Below are 23,532 nucleotides of genomic sequence, written 5' to 3'. Positions count from 1 at the left end.
CCCTTCGTGGCGTTATCGACCAGGTACCGGAATGGGCTTTCGGCCCCGGACCAACTTCCCTGGCCGCGCGGCGGTCGGAACGCCATTTTCGGCAATTATTTCACCGGAAACGACCGTTGTCACATATCCTTCGGCGGTCTGGTCCAGTCTCCGGCCCCCGGCCGGTAGGTCGTGCCGGATGACGGGCTTGTGCAGCCGCAGGGCGGCGTGATCGATGACGTTGAGATCGGCCTTGTAGCCGACGGCGATGCGGCCGCGATCGCCCAGCCCGGCGACGCGGGCCGGCACCGAGGTGAGCTCGCGCACGGCCTCCGGCACGGTGAACCGCCCGGACTTGCGGTCGCGGGCCCAGTGGGCCAGGAAGTACGTGGTGTAGCTCGCGTCGCAGATCATCCCGTAGTGCGCGCCGCCGTCGCCGAGCCCGAGCACGACGTCGTCGCGGTGCAGCAGCTCGCCGACGGTGTCCAGCGAGTTGCCCTGCAGGTTGCTGGTCGCGACCAGCAGCATGGCGCGGCCCTCGTCGTCGAGCAGCCGGTCGTAGGCCTCCTCCATCGGGTCCACCCCGCGGGCCCGGGCGCGCGCCCCGACGCTGGTCGACGGGTCGGGCTCGTAGTCGGGCGTGTCGCCCAGCGGGAAGATCCAGTCCCACATCTGGGCCACGTACAGGATGGGGTGCCCGACGCCGGGCTTGTCGGCCAGGATGCGGGCGCGCACCTCCGGCTTGCGCATCTCGGCGACCCGCTCGGCCAGCGGCAGGTGCGCGATCTCGCGGTAGCTGGGGTAGAGCACGAACGGGTTGGCGGACAGTTGCAGCCCGATGATCAACCCGATGGGGCGGGGCAGCAGCTGCGCGGTGACTTGCGGCTCCTCGCCGGCCGCCCTCGAGTTGGCCTTCTCGATCATGGTGATGGCGTCCGGCCACGTCGGGTCGCCCGCGTTGGCGACGACCAGGGTGAACGTGACCGGCAGGCCGACGTCCTCGGCCACGTCGAACACCGTCTGCAGCACGGGCTGATAGCCGCCGGCCGGGATGTCCGGCACGAACTGCAGCAGGCCGCCGCCGCCGTCGACCACCCCCCGGGCGATCTCTTCGATCTCCTCGCGGGCGGCGTCGTAACTCGGTATGGGCGAACCGCTTTCGGTCTTGTGGATCGTCAGCCGCGACGACGCGAAGCCCAGCGCGCCGACCTCGATCGCCTCCTTGGCCAGCGCCCGCATCTTGGCGAGGTCTTCGGCGGTGGCCGGTTCGCGGTCGGCGCCGCGCTGACCCATCACGTACACCCGCAGCGGGGAGTGCGGCAGATAGGCGGCCACGTCGATGTCACGCTTGCCCGCGTCCAGGGCGTCCATGTATTCGGGGAAGGTCTCCCAGTTCCACGGCAGGCCGTCGGTCATGACGACGCCGGGAATGTCCTCCACCCCGGCCATCACGTCGACGAGCACGTCGTGGTCCTCCCGCCGGCACGGCGCGAACCCGACCCCGCAGTTGCCCATCACCACCGTGGTCACCCCGTGCGCCGACGACGGCGTCAGCCGCTCAGACCAGATGGACTGGCCGTCGTAGTGGGTGTGCAGGTCGATGAAGCCGGGGGTGACGAGCAGACCGGTGGCGTCGATTTCCCGCGTAGCGCCGTCGCCGTTCACGGACCCGACCGCCGCGATCACCCCGTCGCGCACCGCCACGTCGCCGACATACGGCTGACCGCCCAGCCCGTCGACGATGGTGCCGTTGCGGATGATGAGGTCGTAAGTCATTCAAACAATCTACGACCGCGTCGGTGGGTCGTGCCAGGATCTCTTCCGTGATCGATCACTTCGGAATCAATTGCGCCGATTATCAGAAATCGCAGGATTTCTACGACCACGTGCTGGGAGTGCTCGGATACTCGCGACAGATGGACGTCGGTCCGGCCATCGGATACGGCCGCGACGGCAAGCCGTCGTTCTGGATCGCCGACGGGACCGGCATGGGACCCAACCGCGAGGTGCACGTGGCATTCGCGGCCGCCGGCGAAGACGCGGTGCGCGCCTTTCACCGGGCGGCCGTGGAGCGGGGCGCCGAGTCGTTGCACGAGCCGCGGCTGTGGCCCGAATATCACCCCGCCTATTTCGGTGCCTTCGTGCGCGATCCCGACGGCAACAACGTCGAGGCGGTCTGGCACGGCGCGTAGGGTCGGCCGTATGGGTGCTGAAAATGACGCCGCCACACAGGAACTGCTTCGCGACGCGTTCACCCGGTTGATCGAGCACGTCGACGAGCTCACCGACGGGCTGACCGACGAGGTGTCCGACTACCGCCCGACGCCGAACGCCAACAGCATCGCCTGGTTGATCTGGCACAGCGCGCGGGTGCAGGACATCCAGCTGGCCCACGTCGCGGGCGTCGAGCAGGTGTGGACCCGCGACGGCTGGGTGGACCGCTTCGGGCTGGACCTGCCGCGCAACGACACCGGCTACGGGCACGGCCCCGACGAGGTGGCCAAGGTCAAGGCCCCGGCGGAGCTGCTGGCCGGCTACTACCACGCGGTGCACAAGCTGACCCTCGAATACATCGCCAGCGTGACCGCCGCCGAGCTGTCCCGCGTCGTCGACACCAACTGGGACCCGCCGGTGACGGCCAGCGCTCGGCTGGTGAGCATCATCGACGACTGCGCCCAGCACCTCGGGCAGGCCGCCTATGTGCGGGGCATTCAGTAGGTTCTAGGGCGTGCGATTCGCCGCGACCGTGCTGCTGTGGCTGGCCGCCACGCTTGCCCTGGCCGTAGCGATCCCGGCGTCCTGGGCGCAGCGCAACCTCGTCAGCGAGGACGGCTACGCGGCGCTGGCGCAGCGCGCCGCCGCCGATCCCGCCCTGCAGTCGGCCATGGCGGCCGAGCTCACCACCCGGGCCATGGCGCTGATCGCCGCGCACGGCGCGGGGCACCACCCTGTGGACGGCTCGGAGGTGCACGACGGCGCCGCCGCCTTCACGGCCGGGCCGGGTTTTCCGCCGCTGTTCGCCCGGGCCAACCGGGCGGCGCACCGCTACCTGTTCACCGCCGACGGGTCCGCGGACTGGGCGATCGACGTGGCCCCGATGCTCAACGACGCCGCAATGCAGCAGGTGCTGGCCCGCCATCACGTGACGGTGCCGGCAAACCTGACGGTGCCGCTCACGGTGTCGATGCCGTCGTCGGTGCGGCCGGGGCGGCTCAGCCCGCTGGCCAGGTGGGGGCCCTGGATCAGCGTCGGCGCGGCGGCCCTGAGCGGTCTGTGTGCGCTGCTCGCGCTGGCGGCCGCGCGCGGCCGCGGCAAGGCGCTGAGCGGCTTGGGCGTCTCGGCGCTGCTGGTCGGCGGGGCGGGCTGGGCGGGCACCGAGGCCGGCGGCCGCTACGTCAACGACGCGCTGAATCGCACCACCGGGAACATCCGCCAGATCGCCGAGGTGATGGTCGCCCACGCCGAGGCCGGCCTGCGGGGCTGGCTCGACCTCACCCTGGTCGCCGGCGTGGCGCTGGTCGCCGCGGGGGTGCTCGTCGCGGTCCTGGGCGGCCTGCGGAAAAGCCCTAGCTGAGCGGCAGCTCGGCCAGGATCGGGGTGGTCGGCTGCGGCGATCCCTTGCCGGGCTCGACGGTGAACGCGAGCTCGGTCGAGGCGCCGATGTTGGTGAGCGTGTCTTTGGTCGACGGCGACACCGCCGCCGCGTCCATCGTCCCGGCCGAGGTCGGGCCGTTGGCCCCGATCAGCCACATCTGATAGACGGTGCCGGGGGACGGGGGCGGCACGTTGTTCATCACCAGCACCGCCGCGTTGCGGTCACGGGAGAACATCACCGTCGCGGTTCCGTTGGCCAGCGGACGCGAGACCGTTTGGACGTCCGGGGCCGACAGAATTTGTTCGGCGACCGTGGGCTTCGCCGGCGGGCGCAAAAACACGCCGGCGCCGAACGCCGCGGCGCCCACCACGACCGCCGCCGCTGCGGACGCCAATACGGTTCTGCGCCAAGGTATTTGGCGGACATTGGGCGGTGTCGCGGCGGTCAGTGTGGCGGCCCGCAGGTGCGCCGGCGGTTCGCTCGCCGTCGCCGCCGACACGACCGCCATCGTCTCGCGGACGGCGCGGACCTCGTCGTCGAAGGCCGCCGCCACCGACGACGGCGCCGCGGCCACCCGGCGCTCGATCTCGGCGCGTTCCGCGTCCGACACCGCGTGCAGCGCATACGGCGTGGCCAGCTCGAGCAGCTCGAATTCGGTCGGCGGTTCGGTCATGGCACGTCCAGGCAGTTGCGCAGGCCGCGCAGCGCGTCGCGGATGCGCGATTTGATCGTCGACAAGTTGGCGGCCAGCCGCTGCGAGACCTCGCTGTACGTCAGGCCCTGGTAGTAGGCCAGCTCGATGCACTGTCGCTGCGCGTCGCTCAGCGCGTCCAGGCATTGGGCCACGCGGCGACGCTCGTCACCGGATATCGCGGAGTCCGACACGACGTCGCCGGCGGGCTCGACATTGGCCGCGCCGTACCGGGATTCGCGCCTGCTGCCGGCCTGTTCGGTACGCACCCGGTCCACGGCCCGCCGGTGCGCCATGGTCAGCAGCCACGCCAGGGCGGAGCCTTTGGCCGGGTCGTACTGCGACGCGGAGCGCCACACCTCGAGATAGACCTCCTGGGTGGTTTCCTCGCTGTAGCCGGGATCACGCACCACCCGCGTCACCAGTCCGTACACCCGAGCCTTGGTGAGGTCGTAGATCGTGGCGAAGGCGGCGCTGTCCCCGCGCGCGACCTGGCGCAGCAGGGCGTCCAGCTCGTTGCTCATCGATCGGTAGCCTAGCGCCCGTCATCGGTGCGCCTATCCCGGTGGCCGGGGAAAGAAATACGCGGTCCGTTCCCGGTATTCGTCGAAGCCGGGGCGCCCGGCCATCAGCTTCTCGGTCAGCCGCGCCCCGCTCACGTGCACCAGGAAGTACGTCATCAGCAGTGGCGAGCCGACCGTGACCAGCGGCAGCCAGCCGTTGATGGTGATCAGCCACAATCCCCACCACACCGCGGCGTCGCCGAAGTAGTTGGGGTGCCGCGTCCAGGCCCACAGGCCGCGGTCCATCAGCGCGCCGCGGTTCGCTGGATCGGATTTGAACGCCCGCAGCTGCTGATCGCCGATGGCCTCGAACGCGAATCCCACCAGCCACACAGCCACCCCCGCGGCCAGGACCGCCCGCAGCGGCCCCGTCGTGGGACCGGTCACCGCCGACAGCTGCAGCGGCACCGAGACGAACCAGGTGATCAGGGCTTGCAGCACAAAGACTTTGCGCACGATCTGGGCGAGGCTCGCGTCCCGCAGCAGGGCGGCGTAACGCGGGTCCTCCCCCTTGCCGGCCGTCTTGCGCTGGATGTGCCAGCTCAACCGCAGCCCCCAGATCGCGACCAGCGCCAGCAGCAGCCACCGCCGGGTCGCGTCGCCGTGGCCGAGCGCGGCGGCGACGGCGGCGATGGCGACGAAGCCCAGGCCCCACGCCACGTCGACGACGTTGTAGCGCCCGATTCGCCTGCCGACGGCGAAGGCCACCGAGTGCACGACGACCAGGGCCAGGACCGACGCGCCGCTGACCTGCAGGAGGTTCACCAGATTCATGCGCGGGCCTCCCGTGCGAACGTCCACTGATACACGTCAAGGTAGCCCGACCGGAACCCCGCCTCCGAGTACGCCAGGTACAGCTCCCACATGCGGGCGAACACCTCGTCGAAACCCAGGCGCGCCAGCGCGTCTCGCCGCGCCGCGAACCGTTCGCGCCAGAGCCGCAGCGTCTCGGCGTAATGGGCCCGCAGCGAGGTCGCCTCGACCGTGCGTAATCCTGTGTGCCGCCCGGTGATAGCGGAGATCGCCCGCGTGGACGGCAACAGCCCGCCGGGAAAGATGTACTTCTGGATCCAGGTGTGCGTGTTGCGGGTGGCCAGCATCCGGTCGTGCGGCATCGTGATCACCTGGATCGCGACCCGCCCGCCGGGCCGCGCCAGGCGTTCGACGGCGGCGAAATACGTTGGCCAGGAACGGTATCCCACCGCCTCGATCATCTCGACCGAGACGACGGCGTCGTAGCTGCCGGCGACGTCGCGGTAGTCGCACAGCTCGATCTCCACCAGGTCCGACAGCCCCGCCGCGGCGACCCGCTGCCGCGCCAGCCGCTGCTGTTCGACCGACAGGGTGACCGAGCGGACGTGCGCGCCCCGGGCGGCCGCGCGGATGCACAACTCGCCCCAGCCGGTGCCGATCTCGAGGACGCGGCTGCCGCGTTCGACCCCGGCCGCGTCGAGCAGCCGGTCGATCTTGCGGCGTTGCGCGGCGGCCAGGTCCTCCGGCGCGGCGGGCAGCCGGGGGAACAGCGCGGCGGAGTATGTCATTGTCTCGTCGAGGAATTCGGCGAACAACTCGTTCGACAGGTCGTAGTGTTCGGCGACATTGCGCCGGGCCCGCGCCCGGCTGGGGGCCCGCCAACGGGGCCGGAACGCCGGGCCGAGCGGCCGCAGCCGCTGCAGGGTGCGCGGCACCAGGTCGGCCACCGACGAGGCCAGGACCGTCAACGCGCCGGTGAGGTCGTTCGACGACCATTCCCCGGCCATGTAGGACTCGCCGAAGCCGATCAGGCCGTGCCGCCCGATGCGGCGGGCCAGCGCGTCCGGTCGGCGGACGAACAGGGTGGGCGCCGTCGGGTCGGCCGCGCCGACGACGGTGCCGTCGGGGTAGACCAGGCGCAGCGGCAGCCGGGCGGCGGCGCGGCGCAGCAGCCGGCACGCGACGACGCCCGACGCCGCGGCGAGCGGGCCCGACGGCACGGCCGCGACCGCTGGCCAGCGGTCGGAATTGATTGCCGCCGAGGTTCTTTCAATGGTGTCGACACTCATCGGGGTACCACCGGAACTCGACGTAGCCACAACTTGATCCCCTGTATCCGGATTCGCGCGGCCACCATCAGCGGGGCCAGCGGTGAAATGAACTGCATGATGGCGACTTGGCTGGTGGTGGCCGGTCGGCGCGGCCCGCGCAGATTGGCGGTGAAGACCGGGTCCGCCGGGCGGCGATCACGATGCAGCGCCACGGTGATGTCCACTTCGTCGCCGGGTTGTGGCGCCCGTACCAGGTAGTAGCCGTCCACCTGATTGAACGGCGAGACGTAGAAGTTCTTGGCCGTCACCACGGGCAGCTCGGCCGGCGGCAACAGGTAGGCGTGGCGCTCGCCGTAGGTGTTGTGGACTTCGGCGATCACGTTGCACAGTCGGCCGTTTCGGTCGTGGCACCAGAAGACGCTCAGCGGGTTGAAGACGTAGCCGAAGACGCGCGCCTGCAACAGGGCCGTGACCCGCCCCTCGGGCAGCGGCAGCCCGTGGTCGGCGAAGAAGGTGCCGAGCCGCTCGCGCAGCGAGGCGCGCGCATCTCCCGAAAAGTGGTCCTGGGCATTGAATCGCGCGAACGGTCGCAGCCACCAGGGCAGGCGGGGGAGGTCGTCGATGTCGACATACCAGCTGTAGCTTCGGTATTCGAACCGGTGCTGCACGGGAACCCGGCGCGAATGGGTGATGGTGGTGCGGTAGATCGCGGGCGTCAGCACGGGGCCACCGCCTCCCGCCGGGCGGCGGCCGGCCAGTCGGCGCCGATCCGCCGGGCCGCGCGCAGCCCGGACGCGGCGCCGTCCTCGTGAAATCCCCAGCCGTGGTACGCGCCCGCGAACACCACCCGGTCGTCGTCGCGCGTCGCCAATCGTGCTTGCGCGGCAACGGATTCCGGGGTATATAGCGGGTGGCTGTAGGTCATCTCGGCGATCACCGAGGCCGGGTCCACCCGGTCCCGGCCGCCCAGGGTGACCAGGTAGCGGCGCCTTGCGTCCAGCCGCATCAGCCGGCTGATGTCGTAGCTGACCACCACGTGGTCGCGCCCGGGCGTCACCAGGTAGTTCCACGAGGCGCGGGCGCGGCGGTGGCGGGGCAGCACGGACTCGTCGGTGTGCAGCTGCGCCCGGTTGGTCGAGTAGGGGATGGCGCCCAGGACGGCGCGCTCCCGCGGGGTGGGGTTGTCGAGCAGCAGCAGCGCCTGGTCGGGGTGCACCGCGACGACGGCGGCGTCGAAGATCCGCGGCGCGTCGCGGCCCGCGCGCACCAGCACCCCGTGGGGCAGCCGCCGCAGCGAGTGCACCGGCGTCGCGGTCGAGACGCGATCCAGGCGAGCGGCGATGGCCCGCACGTAGTTTGCCGAACCGCCCGTGACGGTGCGCCATGTCGGGGAGCCGAAGACCGACAGCATGCCGTGGTGGGCGAGGAAGACGAACAGGTACCGGGCCGGGTAGTGCAGGGCGTCACCCGCGGCGCAGGACCACACCGCCGCCACCAGCGGCGTGATGAAGTAGTCGACGAAATGCGGGGAGAAGCGGTGCCGGTTCAGGAAGGCCTCGAGCGTCTCCAGGTCGTCCGGGCCGGTGTCGTCCAGCAGCCGCGACGCGGCGCGGTGGAAGCGGACGATCTCAGCGAGCATCAGCAGGTGGCGCGGCCGCAGCGACTGCCGGCAGGCGAACAGGCCCGAAACGCCCAGGGCCCCAGCGTATTCGAGCCCGATGTCGTCGGCGCGCACCGACATCGACATCTCCGCCTCCTGGGTCGCCACACCCAGCTCGGCGAACAACCGGCACAACGTGGGGTAGGTCCGGTCGTTGTGCACCAGGAACGCCGAGTCGACGGCGACCATCCGGCCGTCACCGTCGTCGACGTAGTGGGTGTGCGCGTGGCCGCCGAGCCGCGCGTCGGCCTCGTACAGGGTGACCCGGTCACGCCCGGACAGGACGTAGGCGGCGGTGAGGCCGGCGACGCCGCTGCCGATTACCGCGACCGAGCGGGCTCTGTGTTGATCCACACCGGTTATTCGGAGCCGCCGGCGAAATGGACGGGCTCAGCCGAATGTGAACGAAAACACTTGCAGGCCTTTGCCGACCTGCATGTCGAGCTGGTCGCGGTGCGCGGTGTCGTCGGAGGCGATCTGATGCAGGGTGGGCGGCCCGCCGATCGCGGTCGCGGTGGTCTTGCCGCCCCGGGTCACGGTGATCGTGCCGGTGCCACCGACGACGACGTAGACGTTCCTGCCGGTGTAGTTCAGCCGGATGGCGGCCTCAGAAGAACCGTCGCCGTCCGCGGTGGCGCCCTGGTCGTCCAGTGTCCAGCGCCCGCGCAGCGCGAACCGGTCGTCGGGCATCCCCGGCGGATACGCAAACGTGGCGGTGCCCGCCTTGTATTCGCCGGCGCCGCCGTAGTTGACGGCCTTGCCGGCGCCCAGGTAGGTCTCCGGCGTGAGCCGGGTCCGCGGGGTGGCGTCCACCGTGTCCGTCGCGGCGGGCAACTTGACGCCCGGGTTGGCGGCGACCAGCAAGTCGCGGATCAGCTTTTCGGTCGTGTCGTAGTCGCCCTCGCCGAACTTGGTGTGGCGGATCGCCCCGTTGGCGTCGATGAGGTACTCGGCCGGCCAATACAGGTTCTGGTAGGCGTTCCAGGTCGCGTAGTCGTTGTCCAGCGCAACGGGATAGGCGATGTGCAGTGCGGCGGCGCCGCTGGCCACGTTGGCCGGAACCCGTTCGAACGCGTACTCGGGGGTGTGCACCCCGATGACGACCAAGCCGTCGTCGCGGTAGCGGTCGTACCAGCCCACCGCATGTGGGATGGCGCGCTGGCAGTTGATGCAGGAGTAGGCCCAGAAGTCGATCAGGACCACCTTGCCGCGCAGGGCGGCCAGGTCGATCGGCGCGCCGCCCGGGGTGTTGAGCCACCCGGTGATCCCGGTGAGGGCTGGCGCCGGGCCGCACTGCTGCAAGGAGGCGGAGCCGTCTACGCAGTCGGCGAGCTGGCCCGTCACCGCGCCGCCCAGCTGGGAGCGAATCTGGTTGGCCCCGATGTCTTTTTGCATCGCGGTCGTGTAGTCGGGGACGGCGCGCTGCAGCGTGGCGGGCAGGTTGACGACCAGCGCCACGGCCAGCACGATCATCGTGATTCCGCCGGCGACCCGGACCACGTGTTGCCGGCGGCGGAATGCGGAGACGCGCTCGGCGAGGCGGCGCCCGGCCAGCGCGAAAACCAGCAGCGGCAGCGCGGTGCCGATCGCGAACGCCGCCGTCAGCACCAGCACCGGCGGGCCGATGGAGGCGGTGCCGCCCGCGACGACGATGGCCGCCAGCACCGGTCCCGCGCACGGCACATACAGCGCGCCCAGCGTCAGCCCGAGCCCGAAACCGTTGCCGCTCAAGCGCTTCGGGCCGAGCTGAGGCAGCGGGATGCGGGCGAACGGGCGCTCGATCAGGTGGGCCAGAGCCGGGAAGATCAAGCCGAGGCCGATGAGCGTCAGCGTCACCAGCGCGGCCCAGCGGATCGCGTCCTGCGGCAGGTGCAGCGCCGACAGCAGGGCCGAGCCGGCCAGGGTGACCGCGCTGAAGCTGCAGACCAGCCCGGCGATCACCAGGTACGGCCGGGCGGCGGGGCTGGCGTCACGCGAGCTGCCGGCCCCCGAGAAGAACACCACCGGAAGCACCGGCAGGATGCACGGCGAAATGCCGGTGATCAGGCCGCCGAGGAATCCGATCAACGCGACTGTGGGCATGGGTGTTATTCGGAGCGACGGAGATTACGGATTAGTCGCTGTAGGCCAGGGAGCGGTCCGGCGGGTGCGGCTGCACCGGCTGCGCCGGAACCCGCAGCGGCCGGGAACGCACCCGCATCGGCCACCAGAACCAGCGGCCCAGCAGGGCGGCGATCGACGGGGTCATGAACGCGCGGATGATCAGCGTGTCGAACATCAGGCCCAGCCCGATGGTGGTGCCCACCTGCCCGACGATCCGCACGTCGCTGACGACCATGGACGCCATCGTGAAGGCGAACACCAGGCCCGCGTTGGTCACCACCTTGCCGGTGCCGCCCATCGACCGGATGATGCCCGTGTTCAGGCCGGCATGAATCTCCTGTTTGAAGCGGGAGACCAACAACAGGTTGTAGTCGGAGCCGACGGCCAACAACACGATCACGGACATCGCCAGCACCATCCAGTGCAAGTCGATGCCGAGAATGTGCTGCCAGACGAGCACCGACAGCCCGAATGAAGCGCCCAGCGAAACCGCCACCGTGCCAACGATGACGGCGGCGGCGACCAGCGCGCGGGTCAGGATCAGCATGATGATGAAGATCAGGCACAGCGAGGAAACGCCGGCGATCACCAGGTCCCACTTGGCGCCCTCGGCGATGTCCTTGAAGACGGCGCCCGTGCCGGCCACGTAGATCTTCGCGTCCTCCAGCGGGGTTCCCTTGAGCGACTCCTCGGCCGCGGTGCGTATCTTGTCGATGCTGGCGATGCCCTCGGCCGACGCGGGATCGCCGCGATGCAGGATGATCATGCGCGCCGCGCGCCCGTCGGGGGACAGGAAGTTCTTCATGGCGCGCTGAAAGTCTTTGTTCTTGAACACTTCCGGCGGCAGATAGAACGAGTCGTCGTTCTTGGAGGCGTCGAAGGCGTGGCCCATCGCCGTGGCGTTGTCGCTCATCTCGTTCATCTGGTCGAAGATCCCGGACATGGTGCTGTGCATGTCCAGCATCATGGTCCGCATGTTCTCCATGGTCTGGATCATCGGCGGGAACTGGGCGATCATCTGCGGCATCAGCCGGTCCAGGTCTTTGATGTCGACCACCAGCGCGTTCAATTTGTCGGTGATCTGATCGACGCCGTCGAGCGCGTCGAATATTGAGCGAATCGACCAGCAGATCGGAATGTCGAAACAGTGCCTCTCCCAATAGAAGTAGCTGCGGATCGGCCGCCAGAAGTCGTCGAAGTCCGAGATGCGATCCCGTAGCTCGTTGGTGATCTGCTGCATCTCTTCGGTGTCGCCGACCATGCGGTGCGTGGTGGCGACGAGCTGCGTCATCAGGTCGTACATCCGCTGCATGTTGGCGATCGTCTTGGTCATCTCGTCGGCCTGCTTGACCATGTTGTCCATCTGGTCACGCTGGTATTTCATGGTCTGTGTCTGGGCGGCGTTCTGCATGCTCATCTGGAACGGGATCGACGTGTGGTCCATCGTCGTCCCGTCGGGCCGGGTGATCGCCTGGACGCGGGATATGCCCGGGACCCGAAAGATGCCCTTGGCCAACCTGTCCAGGACCAGGAAGTCGGTCGGGTTACGCATGTCGTGGTTGGCCTGGATCATCAGGATCTCCGGCTTCATCCGGGCCTGGGAGAAGTGGCGATCCGCTGCCGTCAGGCCCGCGTTGGCGGGGATGGTGCTGGGCAGGTACTCGCGGTCGTTGTAGTTGGCCCGGTAGCCCGGCAGGGTCAGCAGGCCGACGAGGGCGACCGCACACGTGACGGCGAGGATCGGAAGCGGCCAGCGGACCACCGCGGTGCCGACCCGGCGCCAGCCACGGACCCCGAGCTTGCGCTTGGGGTCGAAGACGCCGAACCGGCTGCCGACGGTGAGGATCGCGGGGCCCAGCGTGAGCGCGACCAGCACCGCGAGCAGCATCCCCACCGCGCACGGAATGCCGAGGGTCTGGAAGTACGGCATCCGCGCGAAGCTGAGGCAGAACATCGCCCCGGCGATCGTCAGGCCGGAGCCCAGGATGACGTGGGCCGTCCCGCGGTACATGGTGTAGAAGGCCGATTCCTTGTCTTCGCCGGCGTGGCGGGCCTCCTGATAGCGGCCGACGATGAAGATGCCGTAGTCCGTCCCGGCCGCGATCGCCAGCGAGGTGAGCAGGCTGACCGCGAAGGTGGACAGCCCGATGAGCCCGAAGTGCCCTATCACCGCGACTGCTCCGCGCGCCGCGGTCAATTCGAAGCCCACCGTGATCAGCAACAGGATCACGGTGAGGATCGACCGGTAGACGAACAGCAACACGATGAGGATCACCGCGACCGTCGTCAGGGTGATCCTGACCATGGACTTGTCGCCGCTGTGGTGCAGGTCCGCGGCCATCGCCGAGACCCCGGTGACGTACGCCTTGACCCCGGGCGGCGCGGGCACGCTGTTCACGATGTTGCGGACGGATTCGACGGATTCGTTGGCCAGCGGCTCGCCCTGATTACCGGCGAGGTTGACCTGCACGGTGACGGCCTTGCCGTCGTTGCTCTGCGCGCCCGCCGCCGTGAGCGGATCGCCCCAGAAGTCCTGGATGCTGAGCACGTGCGCCTTGTCGTCGCGCAACTTGCGGATGATGGTGTCGTAGTACCGGTGGGCGTCGTCGCCGAGGGGCTGGTTGCCCTCCAGCACGATCATCGCCGAGCTGTCGGTCTCGCCCTCGTTGAACGCGTGGCCGATCTGCTTCATCGCCACGAATGACGGTGCGTCCTTTGGGCTTAGCGACACCGACCGCTCCTGCCCGACCACTTCCAGCGACGGGACGAACAGGCTCAGCACGATGGCCACGCCCACCCAGAACAGGATGATCGGCACCGCGAGGGTGTGGATCAGCCGCGCGAGGAACGGCCGCTCGGGGTGGGTGTCGCGCGCGAACTCGGCAAATTTCGTGCTCACGCGGACTTCACCACGCAGAAGGTGAAGGCGTGCACCCCGGTGGAAATTCGCTCGGCCTTCACCACGTCGTCCACCGTGATGCGGCAGCCGATGCTGTCGCTATCGCCCCGCGCCGTCAGGTTTCCCATCATGGCCGCCTTGTCGGTGGTGACGCGCAGCGTCCACGGCAGCGGTGCGCCCTCGATGCGCTGCGGGTCGGCGTTCACGTCGAAATAGCTGATGTCGGCGACGGTTCCGGGCGGCCCGAAGACCTCGTAGACAATGCGTTTCGGGTTGAACGGCTTGGGGTTCTGCAGGTTGCTGTCGGCATACGATTCGCGCTTTTCCGAGCCGAAGTAGCCGTGGACCCGATACACGATGAAGCCACCGACCATCACGACCGCCAGGATGATCAGTGGAATCCAGGTTCGGGACAGCAACTTGATAATTGGAATCCCTTTCAGCGGTCGGTGGTTCTGCGTGCGGTCCGTCGCCGCCGAACGTGGTCAACTACGGATCGCCGCGCTGCGCCCGTCCGCCGATCCCGGTTGGAGTACAGCCAAGGCTTACCTAAGTAAATCACGGCTGGATTGTCACCCGGCCCGGGACCGTTGACTCCTTCCCCTCGCGCCCTGGAGTGTAACGCATATCACGTGCGTAACCGGAAAACGTCTGCGAGCTGTGACCTGGCACAAATCACATGACGTGCGTTATACAAATCACACAATGTGCGTTATCCTCGCCCGATGGCGCAACTTACCTTCCAGCGCGCCCGCACGGAGGAGAACAAGCGCCAGCGTGCGGCGGCACTCGTCGAAGCCGCGCGGTCGCTCGCGGTCGAGACGGGCGTTGCGTCGGTCACGCTGACCGCCGTCGCCAGTCGCGCCGGAATCCACTATTCGGCAGTGCGCCGCTACTTCACCTCGCACAAGGAGGTCCTGCTGCACCTCGCCGCCGAGGGCTGGGTGCGGTGGTCGACTTCCGTGTGCGAGCAACTCGGCGAGCCGGGTCCGATGTCGCCGGCGCGGGTGGCCGAGACGCTGGCCAACGGGCTGGCCGCCGACCCGCTGTTCTGCGACCTGCTCGCCAATCTGCACCTGCACCTCGAGCACGAGGTGGAGGTCGAGCGAGTCGTCGACATCCGGCGCACCATCTCCGCGGCCGCCGTCGCGCTGGCCGAGGCGATCGAACGCGCGCTGCCGGCGCTCGGCCGGTCCGGCTCCTTCGACATCTTGATCGCCGCCTACTCGCTGGCCGCCGCCTTCTGGCACATCGCCAATCCGCCGGAGCGGCTCACCAACGCCTACGCCGACGAGCCGGAGGTGCTGGTGCCCGAGTGGAACATCGAATTCCCGTCCGCCCTCACCCGGGTGCTCACGGCAACATGCATCGGCCTCGTCACCGAATCCTCATGAACCGGAAGGGGGACCAAGGTATGGCGCTGGCCACGCCGCGGCGCCGGATACCAAAGCGTCGCAGCAACACCGAGAAGAAACTGTGGGTCATCGCTAGGGTTATACATAGGTCAACTAATGTTTCGCACGTGGTGAAGGACTTGAGGCGCCCATGACGACGACTGAGCCGAGGACGGAGCCGCTAATGAAGCAAGGCTCCGCCGGCAGCGAGGGCAACAAGGCCGCCCCAAAGCGTGCCACCAAGCAGGGGCTGCTGAGCCGTTTCTGGCTGGTGATCACGATCGCGGCCGTGGTCGCGGTGTCGGGATTCGTGGTGTACCGGTTGCACGGCGTCTTCGGCGTGCACAAGGGTTCCTTCGGGGGTGGCACATCGGGCGAGGTCCTCGACGAGTTCAACGCCAAGACGATCACGCTCGAGGTGTGGGGCTCACCGGGCAGCACGGCAACCATCAACTACCTCGACGAAAACTCCCATCCGCAGCAGGCACTCAACGTGCCCTTGCCCTGGAGCAAAATATTGAGTTCAACAAAGCCCGGCATCCCGGCGAACCTGGTGGCGCAAGGCGACGGCAGTTGGATCGCCTGCCAGTTCGTGGTGAACAACCACGACGGGCACGGTGACGTCATCAAGGCACCGAATCGCTCGGATGCCAACGAAACCGTGAACCCCTTCGTGTACTGCCTGGACAAGTCCGCATGAGCGAGCCAGGCGAGGTGCCGCCGCGCGTCGACCAGCCGCTCATTCCGCCGTTCCTGCCGCGGATGATCCACCGGCTCGCCCTGCCGATCGTCCTGGTGTGGTTGGCCATCGTCTTCATCACCAACACCGCGGCCCCGCAGCTGGAGGTCGTTGCCAAAACGCACTCGGTGTCGATGAGCCCTACTGACGCGACATCCTTTCAGTCGATGATGAAGGTCGGATCGACGTTCAAAGAGTTCAACTCCGACAACTCGGCCATGATTCTGTTGGAGGGCGACAAGCCCCTCGGGCCAGAAGCCCATCGCTATTACGACGAGATCGTCCGGCGCGCCGAGCAGGACAAGCAACACGTTCAGCACGTCCAGGATTTCTGGAGTGATCCGCTGACGGCGGCGGGTTCCCAGAGCCACGACCAGAAGGCCGCGTACGTCCAGGTCTACCTCTCGGGCAACATGGGCGGCGGGCAGGGCAGCGAGTCTGCCCTGGCCCTCCGCAAGATCGTGGACTCGGTGCCCGCGCCGCCGGGAATCAAGGCATACGTCACCGGCGCGGGTCCGCTGTTCGCCGACCAGTCCCACGCGGGCGAGAAGGGCGTCGCACTCGTCACTCTTGTCACCTTTTTGGTGATCGTGGTGATGCTGCTGTTCGTCTACCGCTCGGTCACCACCATGCTGATCATGCTGGCGATGGTGTTCATCGAGTTGGCCGCGGCCCGAGGCGTCGTTGCCTTGCTGGCCAACTACGAGATCATCGGACTCTCCACGTTCGCCAACAATTTGTTGGTGTTGATGGCGATCGCCGCCGGAACGGACTACGCGATCTTCGTGGTCGGCCGCTACCACGAGGCCCGCGGTCTGGGCGAGACCCGCGAACAAGCCTTCTACACCATGTTCCACAGCACCGCGCATGTCGTGCTCGGGTCGGGGCTGACCATCGCCGGCGCGATGTACTGCCTGAGCTTCTGCCGATTGCCGTATTTCCAGTCATTGGGCGCACCGTGCGCCATCGGCATGTTGGTCGCGGTGCTCGCGGCGTTGACGCTGGGCCCCGCAGTGCTGACCGTGGCGTCGTTCTTCAAGCTCATGGATCCGAAGCGCAAGTTGGCGACGCGGGGCTGGCGTCGCATCGGCACCGCGGTCGTCCGCTGGCCCGCGCCGGTTCTCGCGGTGACGATCGGGATCGCTTTGGTCGGTCTGCTCGCCCTGCCCGGTTACAAGACGGACTACGACAACCGCCACTTCCTGCCGGCGGACACCCCGGCCAACGTCGGTTATGCCGCCGCGGACCGGCACTTCGACCAGGCTCGGCTCAATCCCGAGCTGTTGATGATCCAGACCGACCACGACCTGCGTAACCCGGCCGATTTCCTGGTCCTGGACAAGGTGGCCAAGGCGGTCTTCCACATCCCCGGCATCGGACGGGTGCAGACCATCACCCGACCGTTGGGCACACCGCTCGACCACAGCACCCTCGGTTTTCAGATGGGTGCACAAGCCGCAGGGCGGATCCAGACCCAGCACTATCAGGATGAGCAGGCGGCGAACCTGCTCAAGCAGGCCGAAGAGCTGAAGAAGACCATGGCAACGCTGCATGAGCAGATGCAGGTGACCCAGGACCTGAGTAACACCACGCACGAAACCACCAGGCTCACCAAGGAAACCGTGCAGATCACCGAGGCGCTGCGCGACGACATCGCCAACTTCGACGACTTCTTCCGGCCGATTCGCAGTTACTTCTACTGGGAGCGGCACTGCTACGACATTCCGGCCTGCTGGGCGATCCGGTCGATCTTCAACGCGCTCGACGGCATCGACCAGGTGGCGCAGAACATCGTGAACCTCAGCGCGAACCTGGACAAGCTGGACAGGATTCAGCCGAAGCTGGTGGCGCTGATACCGCCACAGATCGAGAGCCAACAGCGCAACCTCGACACCGTCATGTCGAACTACGCGACCACGACGGGTCTCAACGAACAGGCGAGAGCGCAGTCCGACAACGCCACCGCCCAAGGCGATGCCTTCGACAAGGCCAAGAACGACGACACCTTCTACCTTCCGCCGGAGGCGTTCAAGAGCCCGGATTTCGCGCGGGGTCTGAAGAACTTCATCTCGCCGGATGGGCACGCCGTGCGCTTGATCATCTCCCATGAAGGCGACCCGGCGAGTCCCGAAGGCATCAGCCACATCGAACCGATCAAGCAGGCCGTGCACGAGGCGATCAAGGGCACGCCCTGGGAGGGCTCCAAGGTGTACCTCGGCGGTACCGCCGCGACGTACAAGGACATGCACGACGGCTCCGACATCGACCTGCTGATCGCCGCAATCGCCGCAGCCACACTGATTTTCATCATCATGCTGGTGATCACCCGAAGCGTCGTGGCGGCCGTTGTGATCGTCGGTACGGTGTTGCTGTCACTGGGCGCCTCATTCGGTCTTTCGGTGCTGCTATGGCAGTACATCCTGGGCATGAAGTTGCACTGGATGGTGCTCGCGATGGCGATCATCCTGCTGCTGGCGGTCGGCTCGGACTACAACCTGCTGCTGATATCGCGGTTCAAAGAGGAAATCCACGCCGGGCTCAAGACGGGGACGATCCGCGCGATGGCCGGTTCGGGCTCAGTGGTGACCTCCGCCGGTCTGGTGTTCGCCGCGACCATGGCCACGTTCATGTTCAGCCCGCTGCTGGTGATGGCCCAGGTGGGTACGACGATCGCGCTGGGTCTGTTGTTCGACACCTTGATCGTGCGGTCGTTCATGACGCCGTCGCTGGCCACCCTGCTCGGGCGCTGGTTCTGGTGGCCGCAGCACGTGCGTCCGCGGCCGGCCAGCACCATGCTGCGGCCCTACGGGCCGCGCCCCGCCGTGCGCGAGCTGATTCTCAGCAACGTCGAGGAGCGACCGGCGGGCGGAGTGGTACAACCGCGCTGATCTTTACGAAGGGCTCAGGCGTAGGTGCGCAGCTGCACCATCTTGCGCATGACGTCGGAGAGCTTGTGCACCGGCGCCCCGCACGTCAGGCAGTAGCCGCCCGGGCAGCGGTTGATCCGGTCGACCTGCGCCAACACCTGGGTCTTGAGCCGGCGCAGGCAGCCGATGCACAGGATCTCGACGACGTTGCCCGACGGGTCGAGGTTCGGCCGGTTGCATTGGTCCACGGCGTGCCGGTACACGATGTGCGTCGCGCGGTTGGTGCAGCCGCCCTCGGATTGGCACGTGATGTCCTGCCAGTCCAGGGTCGCCAGCGCGTCCGACTGCGGATCTACCGCGCTCATCGCGGCCCCATGGGGCCGCGGCATCCCGGCACGAGCATCATGTCAGTCCTGTAAAAGGTGGTCGAGCGGACCGGTATCCCCAATTGCACGGAATGCCAGTCAAGAACTATTGATTTGTCCCCGAAAGCGGGGAAATAAACGATTCCCGACAGTCGCCGAGTTTAAACCGGCGCGTGAATAAAGGCCAGAGTGGATCTAGGACCAGTTCCACACCGACATGTCGCCGGGCGGGTATTGGTTGCACACGTCGGTGGCCTTGGCGACGACGCCCTTGTTGTTGAAGAAGATCTTCATGTGATTGACCCAGGCGAACGTCAGCGGATCTCCGTTGTAGAAGTTTTCCGAATAAGTCCTGCGGTCCTCCGGTGACAGCGAGTAAAACCAGTGCGCCTTGTCAATCACCGCTTGCTGAAGGTTGGCGTGGTTGTTGAAGTCGATCATGTACCGCTGGTAGTACACCGGGCTGGTATCCCGCACGGCCGCCAGGTATTGCTCGGCGTCGCAGGTGGTCGCGATCTGCCTGCGGGGAACGGGGAAGTCTTCCGTGGAATCGGCCGCGGCCGTCTTCGGGAAGGTCGCAGCCGCGATGCTCAGGGCTACCAGGAAAGCAACAAAAACGACGCCTGCGCGCAGGTGAGAACTCAGCCGAGACATAGTCGTTACGGTAGCACTTTCTCCGGCCGTGGTGGGGTGCCCGGGGCATATTCGTAGTTCATCTCACTATCCATCGCGATCAGGCACGATGACGTGGCGGGGATCCGGCCGCAGCTCCGGCGGGGCCTGGCTGTAATCGCCGAACGGGCCGTCGCGTCGCTCGACCGCCGCGCGCACGCCCTGGGTCTGGGCCGTCTCGATGAAGTCGAGCGCCTCGGGGGTGTTGCGCATCAGGCCGTCCAGGATGCCGCCCAGCATCTGCGTGGAGGCCAGGCCCATGTTCTCGTAGGCCTGGTTGACGACCAGCTTCTGCGCCCGCAACTGCGACAACGGGATTCGCGCCAGCTCGGCGGCGATCTCGGCGACGCGCGCCTCGAGCCGCTCGAACGGCACCGCCTCGTTGATCAGCTCGACCTCCGCGGCCTGGACGCCGGTCAGCGGCCGCCCGGTCAGCGCGTGCCACTTGACCTTGGCCAGGCTCAGCCGGTACAGCCACATGCCTGTGAGGTACGCGCCCCACATCCGGCTGTACGGGGTGCCGATCACGGCGTCCTCGCTGGCGATCACGATGTCGGCGCACAGCGCGTAGTCGCTCCCCCCTCCGACGCACCAGCCGTGCACCTGCGCGATCACCGGTTTGGATGCGCGCCAGATGGCCATGAACTTCTGCGTCGGCCCGGTCTCGCGCGCGGTGATCATCGCGAAGTCCTTGCCGGGGTCCCACTTGCCGTCGGTCATCATCGCGTCGCCCCAGTGCGTAAAGCCGCCGCCGAAGTCGTAACCGGCGCAGAAGGCGCGGCCGGCGCCACGCAACACGATGACCTTGATGCCCTGGTCGCGCTCGGCCAGCCCGATGGCGGCCTCGATCTCGTCGGGCATGGGCGGGACGATCGTGTTGAGGTGCTCGGGGCGGTTCAGCGTGATGGTCGCGACCGGGCCGGCCGTCGTGTACAGCAGGGTTTCGAAGTCGCGCATGGCTTCCTTTAGGGGTCGGGCTGCCGGTTTTCCGGCGACGACGCGTAGATGCGGCCGCCGATCTTCAGATAGGGCGTCGTCAGGTAGGCCGAGAAGACGACGACCGCGGAGAAGATGGCCGCCACGGCGACGGCGTTGGGCCAGAGCTTGCCCACCCCCGCCGCGAACGAGACGATCCCGATGATCGAGGTGGTCCAGTAGAACCGTCGGCCCGGACGGCGTTCTTTGATGAACCGGTAGCGCGCTTGTGCCGCCCCGGTCACGACGAAGATCAAACCGGTCGCCAGCAGGGTGAGTTCGATGCGTTCGGTGGCCGCCACGCGACGATCCTATGGCCGCTAGCATGTCCACCAGGTGGGGGTGTGGGAAGGTCTGCCGAGGCTGATCGGGCAGTGCGCAATGGGCAAGGTTATCCCGGCGGTGGCCGCGGCCGTGATAGCGCTTGCCCCGTTCTGCGTGCCGGCCGCCATACCCGTTGTGGCACAGGCGGCCCCGTGCGCCGGCGACGGGGCAAACCCCGTCTCCTGCCAGAACTGCCTGTCTTACGTGGAGATGTACCACACCGCGAACGTGTGCTACAACGCCGCGCCGCCCCGCCCCGCCCAGCCGCCCCCGAGCCGCGTGCCGGTGCCCACGCCGGAGCCGGTCCCGCTGGAGCCGGCGCCGCCGGTGCAGCCGCCCCGCGCCGTCCCGCCGACTCCCACGTCGCCCACCCCGATTCCGGTGCAGACCTCGAAACTGCCGCCCAGTACGCGAGGAAGCGCCCCGGTGGTGGCGCCGCCGAAGGGTCTGGATGTGCCGCCGAACGCGGTCACGGACGCCAAGGCCGCACCGGCGACGCGCATCAACCCCGCCAGGCCGCTCGAGCCGCCGAGCCAGGTGTACGACTTCAACCAGCAGGTGCGCAACGTGGTCGACGCCCATAACGGCAACGTCGACGTGGTGAAGGCCGACAACCAGGAACTGGTGCGCCCCCGGCATTGGGACTACGTCGACTACGACGACAACCACCGCCCGGCCCTGTTCAACCCGCTCAGCGAAGCGATGACATTCCGCTACTTCTACGACGGCGCCTATCGGGAGGCGTTCGTGCCGGCCGGTGGCCGCATCGTGCTCGACGCCGCCGCCCCCGGGGTGTTCCCGTTCACCGGGGTCGGTTACAGCCATGTGGTGGCGGGCAGCTTCTACGGCGGGGCCTGGATACCGCCGGCGGATTCGAGCGGTCCGCCGCCGCCGAGCTACACCCCGCCGGCGCCCCCGGACGTCTACGAGCACGTCGCCGCCAATGTCGCCGCGGACAACCAGACCGTCGAGGTCGGCCAAGTGGTGGTCCTGGGGCACGACGCCGGCCAACCCGCGGGCAGCCAGGACAGCTTCCTGCTCGACGACTCCACCCTGGCCTGGGGTCAGGTGAACGATCCCAGCAACCCCGCCCAGATCAGGGTCACCAAGACCCAGTCGCTACCGGCCGCGGGGCCGACCGACAACGGCAGCTATCTGGCGGCGCTGGCCGCTCTCAAGCAGCCTGTCCCGCGCTCCGAGCCCTGGTGGCCTTCGGCGCTGCGGTACGGCGGGCTCGCGCTAGCCGTGGTCGTCATCGCCTGGATGATCGGGCGCCGCAACCGGAGCGAGGATCAGGCCGCTACGGATGATTGACGCAGAACGCCACGCACATGGCGTCGACGGGAATGGACACCCAGTGCGCCTGTCCGTCGGCCTGGGGCTCGCAGTAGATCGGGCCGGGGACCCCCCAGACCTTCGCGCCCGCCGGCGAGCACGGCTTCCCGAGGTCGGTATCGGCATGCGCGGGGCCGGCGCCGAGGGCGATCGCGATTGGGGCGACGACCGTCAATGTCGCCAAGCCGATGAACCTCCGTGCTCCCATGATCCACGCCTTCCTCGACAACATTCGTTAGATCACCTTCGAGCTTAGCCGTTGCTCAGCATCCGCCACAGAAAGGCGAAGCTGAGCGCGGACTTGAACGCGACCTGCTCGTTGTCGGCCGCGCCGGCGTGCCCGCCCTCGATGTTCTCGTAGTAGGCGACCTCGTGGCCGGCGGCCTCGAGCGCGGCCGTCATCTTGCGGGCGTGGCCCGGATGCACGCGGTCGTCGCGGGTGGACGTGGTCATCAGCACGGGCGGATAGGCGCGGGTGTCCGAAATGTTCTGGTACGGGGAGTATTCGGAGATGAACTCCCAATCCTCGGGGTTGTCCGGGTCGCCGTATTCGGCCATCCACGACGCCCCGGCCAGCAGCAGGTGGTAGCGCTTCATGTCCAGCAGCGGCACGTCGCACACCAGCGCGCCGAATTTCTCCGGGTACTGGGTGAGCATGATGCCCATCAGCAGGCCGCCGTTGCTGCCGCCGCGGGCGCCCAGTTGCCCGACCGTCGTGATGCCGCGGTCCACCAGATCGGTTGCAACCGCGGCGAAGTCCTCGGCGACCTTGTGCCGATTCTCGCGCATCGCCTGGGTGTGCCAGCCGGGCCCGTACTCGCCGCCGCCGCGGATGTTCGCCAAGGCGTAGGTGCCCCCGCGGGCCAGCCACAGCCGGCCCAGCACGCCGCTGTAGGCCGGCGTGTTGGCGGTTTCGAATCCGCCGTATCCGCTCAGCAGCGTGGGCCCGGGGCCTTCCGCGTCCAGGCGCCGAACGACGAAGTACGGGATCGACGTGCCGTCCTTGGACGCGACGAAATGCTGTGACACCGAGAGGTTTTCGGCGTCGAAGAACGCCGGGGCCGATTTGATCGGCTCGAGCGGCGAGGCGGGGGTGCCGCGCATCAGGCGCGACGGCGCGACGAATCCGCTGGAATCGAGGAAGAACTCGTCGCCCTTGTCGTCGGCCGCGACGACGACGGTGTTGGTCGCGGGCGGGATGCCCGCGCCCGGCTCGCGGCGCCACTCGCCCGGCCTGACGATCTCCACCCGGCTGGCCACGTCGGCCAGCGTGACCATCAGCAGGTGGTCGCGCGTCCACGCGTAGTGGTTCAGGGCGGTGTGCTCGTCGGGCTCGAACACCACGGG

The 23,532-nt window shown here is 68.0% G+C and carries 23 protein-coding genes; 7 read left to right on the top strand and 16 right to left on the bottom strand.

The genetic code is table 11. The features are described from left to right. Nucleotides 1-12 precede the first annotated feature (12 nt). Nucleotides 13-1,755, bottom strand: coding sequence for an amidohydrolase family protein (locus A9X00_RS08160; protein WP_067151673.1), 1,743 nt, complete (start codon nt 1,753-1,755; stop codon nt 13-15). Nucleotides 1,756-1,802: 47 nt separating this feature from the next. On the opposite strand from A9X00_RS08160, the gene A9X00_RS08155 reads away from it, so the two are divergent. The 3 genes from A9X00_RS08155 to A9X00_RS08145 are packed head-to-tail and all read left to right on the top strand — an operon-like array spanning nt 1,803 to nt 3,553. Next, nucleotides 1,803-2,171, top strand: a complete 369-nt coding sequence (locus tag A9X00_RS08155; RefSeq protein WP_067151671.1) for a VOC family protein — start codon at nt 1,803-1,805, stop codon at nt 2,169-2,171. A gap of 10 nt (nt 2,172-2,181) precedes the next feature. Beyond that, on the top strand, nt 2,182-2,697 hold the full coding sequence (locus tag A9X00_RS08150) for a mycothiol transferase (RefSeq protein WP_067151668.1): 516 nt from the start codon (nt 2,182-2,184) through the stop codon (nt 2,695-2,697). A gap of 10 nt (nt 2,698-2,707) precedes the next feature. Next, nucleotides 2,708-3,553: a hypothetical protein gene (locus A9X00_RS08145; protein WP_067151665.1), complete on the top strand. Its 846-nt coding sequence runs from the start codon at nt 2,708-2,710 to the stop codon at nt 3,551-3,553. On the opposite strand, the gene A9X00_RS08140 is transcribed toward A9X00_RS08145, so the two are convergent. The 9 genes from A9X00_RS08140 to A9X00_RS08100 are packed head-to-tail and all read right to left on the bottom strand — an operon-like array spanning nt 3,546 to nt 13,933. Further along, nucleotides 3,546-4,247, bottom strand: coding sequence for an anti-sigma factor (locus A9X00_RS08140; RefSeq protein ID WP_067151662.1), 702 nt, complete (start codon nt 4,245-4,247; stop codon nt 3,546-3,548). The two genes, A9X00_RS08145 and A9X00_RS08140, sit on opposite strands and share 8 nt — an antisense overlap. Further along, nucleotides 4,244-4,789, bottom strand: a complete 546-nt coding sequence (locus A9X00_RS08135) for a sigma-70 family RNA polymerase sigma factor (RefSeq protein WP_067151659.1) — start codon at nt 4,787-4,789, stop codon at nt 4,244-4,246. Before A9X00_RS08135 ends, A9X00_RS08140 begins: the two co-directional genes overlap by 4 nt. A 33-nt stretch (nt 4,790-4,822) precedes the next feature. Beyond that, complete coding sequence (locus A9X00_RS08130) at nt 4,823-5,602, bottom strand: DUF1295 domain-containing protein (protein WP_067151657.1); 780 nt, start codon at nt 5,600-5,602, stop codon at nt 4,823-4,825. Next, nucleotides 5,599-6,870 (bottom strand): class I SAM-dependent methyltransferase, encoded by a 1,272-nt coding sequence (locus A9X00_RS08125; protein ID WP_067151654.1) that lies wholly within the window; start codon nt 6,868-6,870, stop codon nt 5,599-5,601. The genes A9X00_RS08130 and A9X00_RS08125 overlap by 4 nt, the downstream gene beginning before the upstream one ends. After that, on the bottom strand, nt 6,867-7,574 hold the full coding sequence (locus tag A9X00_RS08120; RefSeq protein WP_067151651.1) for a DUF1365 domain-containing protein: 708 nt from the start codon (nt 7,572-7,574) through the stop codon (nt 6,867-6,869). The genes A9X00_RS08125 and A9X00_RS08120 overlap by 4 nt, the downstream gene beginning before the upstream one ends. After that, nucleotides 7,568-8,866: an NAD(P)/FAD-dependent oxidoreductase gene (locus A9X00_RS08115; protein WP_067151648.1), complete on the bottom strand. Its 1,299-nt coding sequence runs from the start codon at nt 8,864-8,866 to the stop codon at nt 7,568-7,570. Before A9X00_RS08115 ends, A9X00_RS08120 begins: the two co-directional genes overlap by 7 nt. 36 nt (nt 8,867-8,902) lie before the next feature. Next, nucleotides 8,903-10,594, bottom strand: coding sequence for a cytochrome c biogenesis protein DipZ (locus A9X00_RS08110; protein WP_067151645.1), 1,692 nt, complete (start codon nt 10,592-10,594; stop codon nt 8,903-8,905). 31 nt (nt 10,595-10,625) lie between these two features. Further along, nucleotides 10,626-13,514, bottom strand: coding sequence for an RND family transporter (locus tag A9X00_RS08105; protein WP_067151642.1), 2,889 nt, complete (start codon nt 13,512-13,514; stop codon nt 10,626-10,628). Next, a complete protein-coding gene (locus A9X00_RS08100; RefSeq protein ID WP_067151639.1) occupies nt 13,511-13,933 on the bottom strand; it encodes an MmpS family protein in 423 nt (140 codons plus the stop codon). Before A9X00_RS08100 ends, A9X00_RS08105 begins: the two co-directional genes overlap by 4 nt. A 288-nt stretch (nt 13,934-14,221) precedes the next feature. On the opposite strand from A9X00_RS08100, the gene A9X00_RS08095 reads away from it, so the two are divergent. The 3 genes from A9X00_RS08095 (at nt 14,222) to A9X00_RS08085 (ending at nt 18,535) form a co-directional block, all read left to right on the top strand. Further along, nucleotides 14,222-14,908: a TetR family transcriptional regulator gene (locus A9X00_RS08095; RefSeq protein ID WP_067151637.1), complete on the top strand. Its 687-nt coding sequence runs from the start codon at nt 14,222-14,224 to the stop codon at nt 14,906-14,908. A 151-nt stretch (nt 14,909-15,059) separates the two neighbouring features. Then, nucleotides 15,060-15,608, top strand: coding sequence for an MmpS family transport accessory protein (locus A9X00_RS08090; protein ID WP_067151633.1), 549 nt, complete (start codon nt 15,060-15,062; stop codon nt 15,606-15,608). Next, nucleotides 15,605-18,535, top strand: a complete 2,931-nt coding sequence (locus A9X00_RS08085) for an RND family transporter (RefSeq protein WP_067151630.1) — start codon at nt 15,605-15,607, stop codon at nt 18,533-18,535. Before A9X00_RS08090 ends, A9X00_RS08085 begins: the two co-directional genes overlap by 4 nt. Before the next feature lie 14 nt (nt 18,536-18,549). Here the strand turns inward: A9X00_RS08085 and A9X00_RS08080 are convergent, their stop codons facing one another. The 4 genes from A9X00_RS08080 to A9X00_RS08065 form a co-directional block, all read right to left on the bottom strand. After that, nucleotides 18,550-18,879, bottom strand: coding sequence for a hypothetical protein (locus tag A9X00_RS08080; protein WP_067151708.1), 330 nt, complete (start codon nt 18,877-18,879; stop codon nt 18,550-18,552). Between the two features lie 195 nt (nt 18,880-19,074). Continuing rightward, complete coding sequence (locus A9X00_RS08075) at nt 19,075-19,533, bottom strand: DUF5078 domain-containing protein (protein ID WP_067151627.1); 459 nt, start codon at nt 19,531-19,533, stop codon at nt 19,075-19,077. A gap of 66 nt (nt 19,534-19,599) precedes the next feature. Next, complete coding sequence (locus A9X00_RS08070) at nt 19,600-20,508, bottom strand: crotonase/enoyl-CoA hydratase family protein (RefSeq protein ID WP_067151624.1); 909 nt, start codon at nt 20,506-20,508, stop codon at nt 19,600-19,602. Nucleotides 20,509-20,516: 8 nt separating this feature from the next. Then, the gene (locus A9X00_RS08065; RefSeq protein WP_067151621.1) at nt 20,517-20,828 is read right to left on the bottom strand and encodes a hypothetical protein; all 312 of its coding nucleotides are present in this window, start codon (nt 20,826-20,828) and stop codon (nt 20,517-20,519) included. Between the two features lie 79 nt (nt 20,829-20,907). Here A9X00_RS08065 and A9X00_RS08060 point away from each other — a divergent pair, with 79 nt between their 5' ends. Next, nucleotides 20,908-22,164: a hypothetical protein gene (locus A9X00_RS08060; protein WP_067151617.1), complete on the top strand. Its 1,257-nt coding sequence runs from the start codon at nt 20,908-20,910 to the stop codon at nt 22,162-22,164. On the opposite strand, the gene A9X00_RS08055 is transcribed toward A9X00_RS08060, so the two are convergent. Both A9X00_RS08055 and A9X00_RS08050 read right to left on the bottom strand, forming a co-directional pair. Then, nucleotides 22,151-22,393: a hypothetical protein gene (locus A9X00_RS08055; RefSeq protein WP_067151705.1), complete on the bottom strand. Its 243-nt coding sequence runs from the start codon at nt 22,391-22,393 to the stop codon at nt 22,151-22,153. The genes A9X00_RS08060 and A9X00_RS08055 overlap by 14 nt on opposite strands. A gap of 44 nt (nt 22,394-22,437) precedes the next feature. Further along, nucleotides 22,438-23,532: prolyl oligopeptidase family serine peptidase (locus A9X00_RS08050; RefSeq protein ID WP_156771990.1), on the bottom strand; the 1,095-nt coding region annotated here is incomplete at its 5' end.

This window comes from Mycobacterium sp. 1245805.9 (assembly GCF_001672915.1).
Classification (GTDB): Bacteria; Actinomycetota; Actinomycetes; order Mycobacteriales; family Mycobacteriaceae; genus Mycobacterium.
The sequence above is the reverse complement of the archived record's forward strand: the minus strand, read 5'-3'. Positions and strand labels throughout refer to the sequence as shown.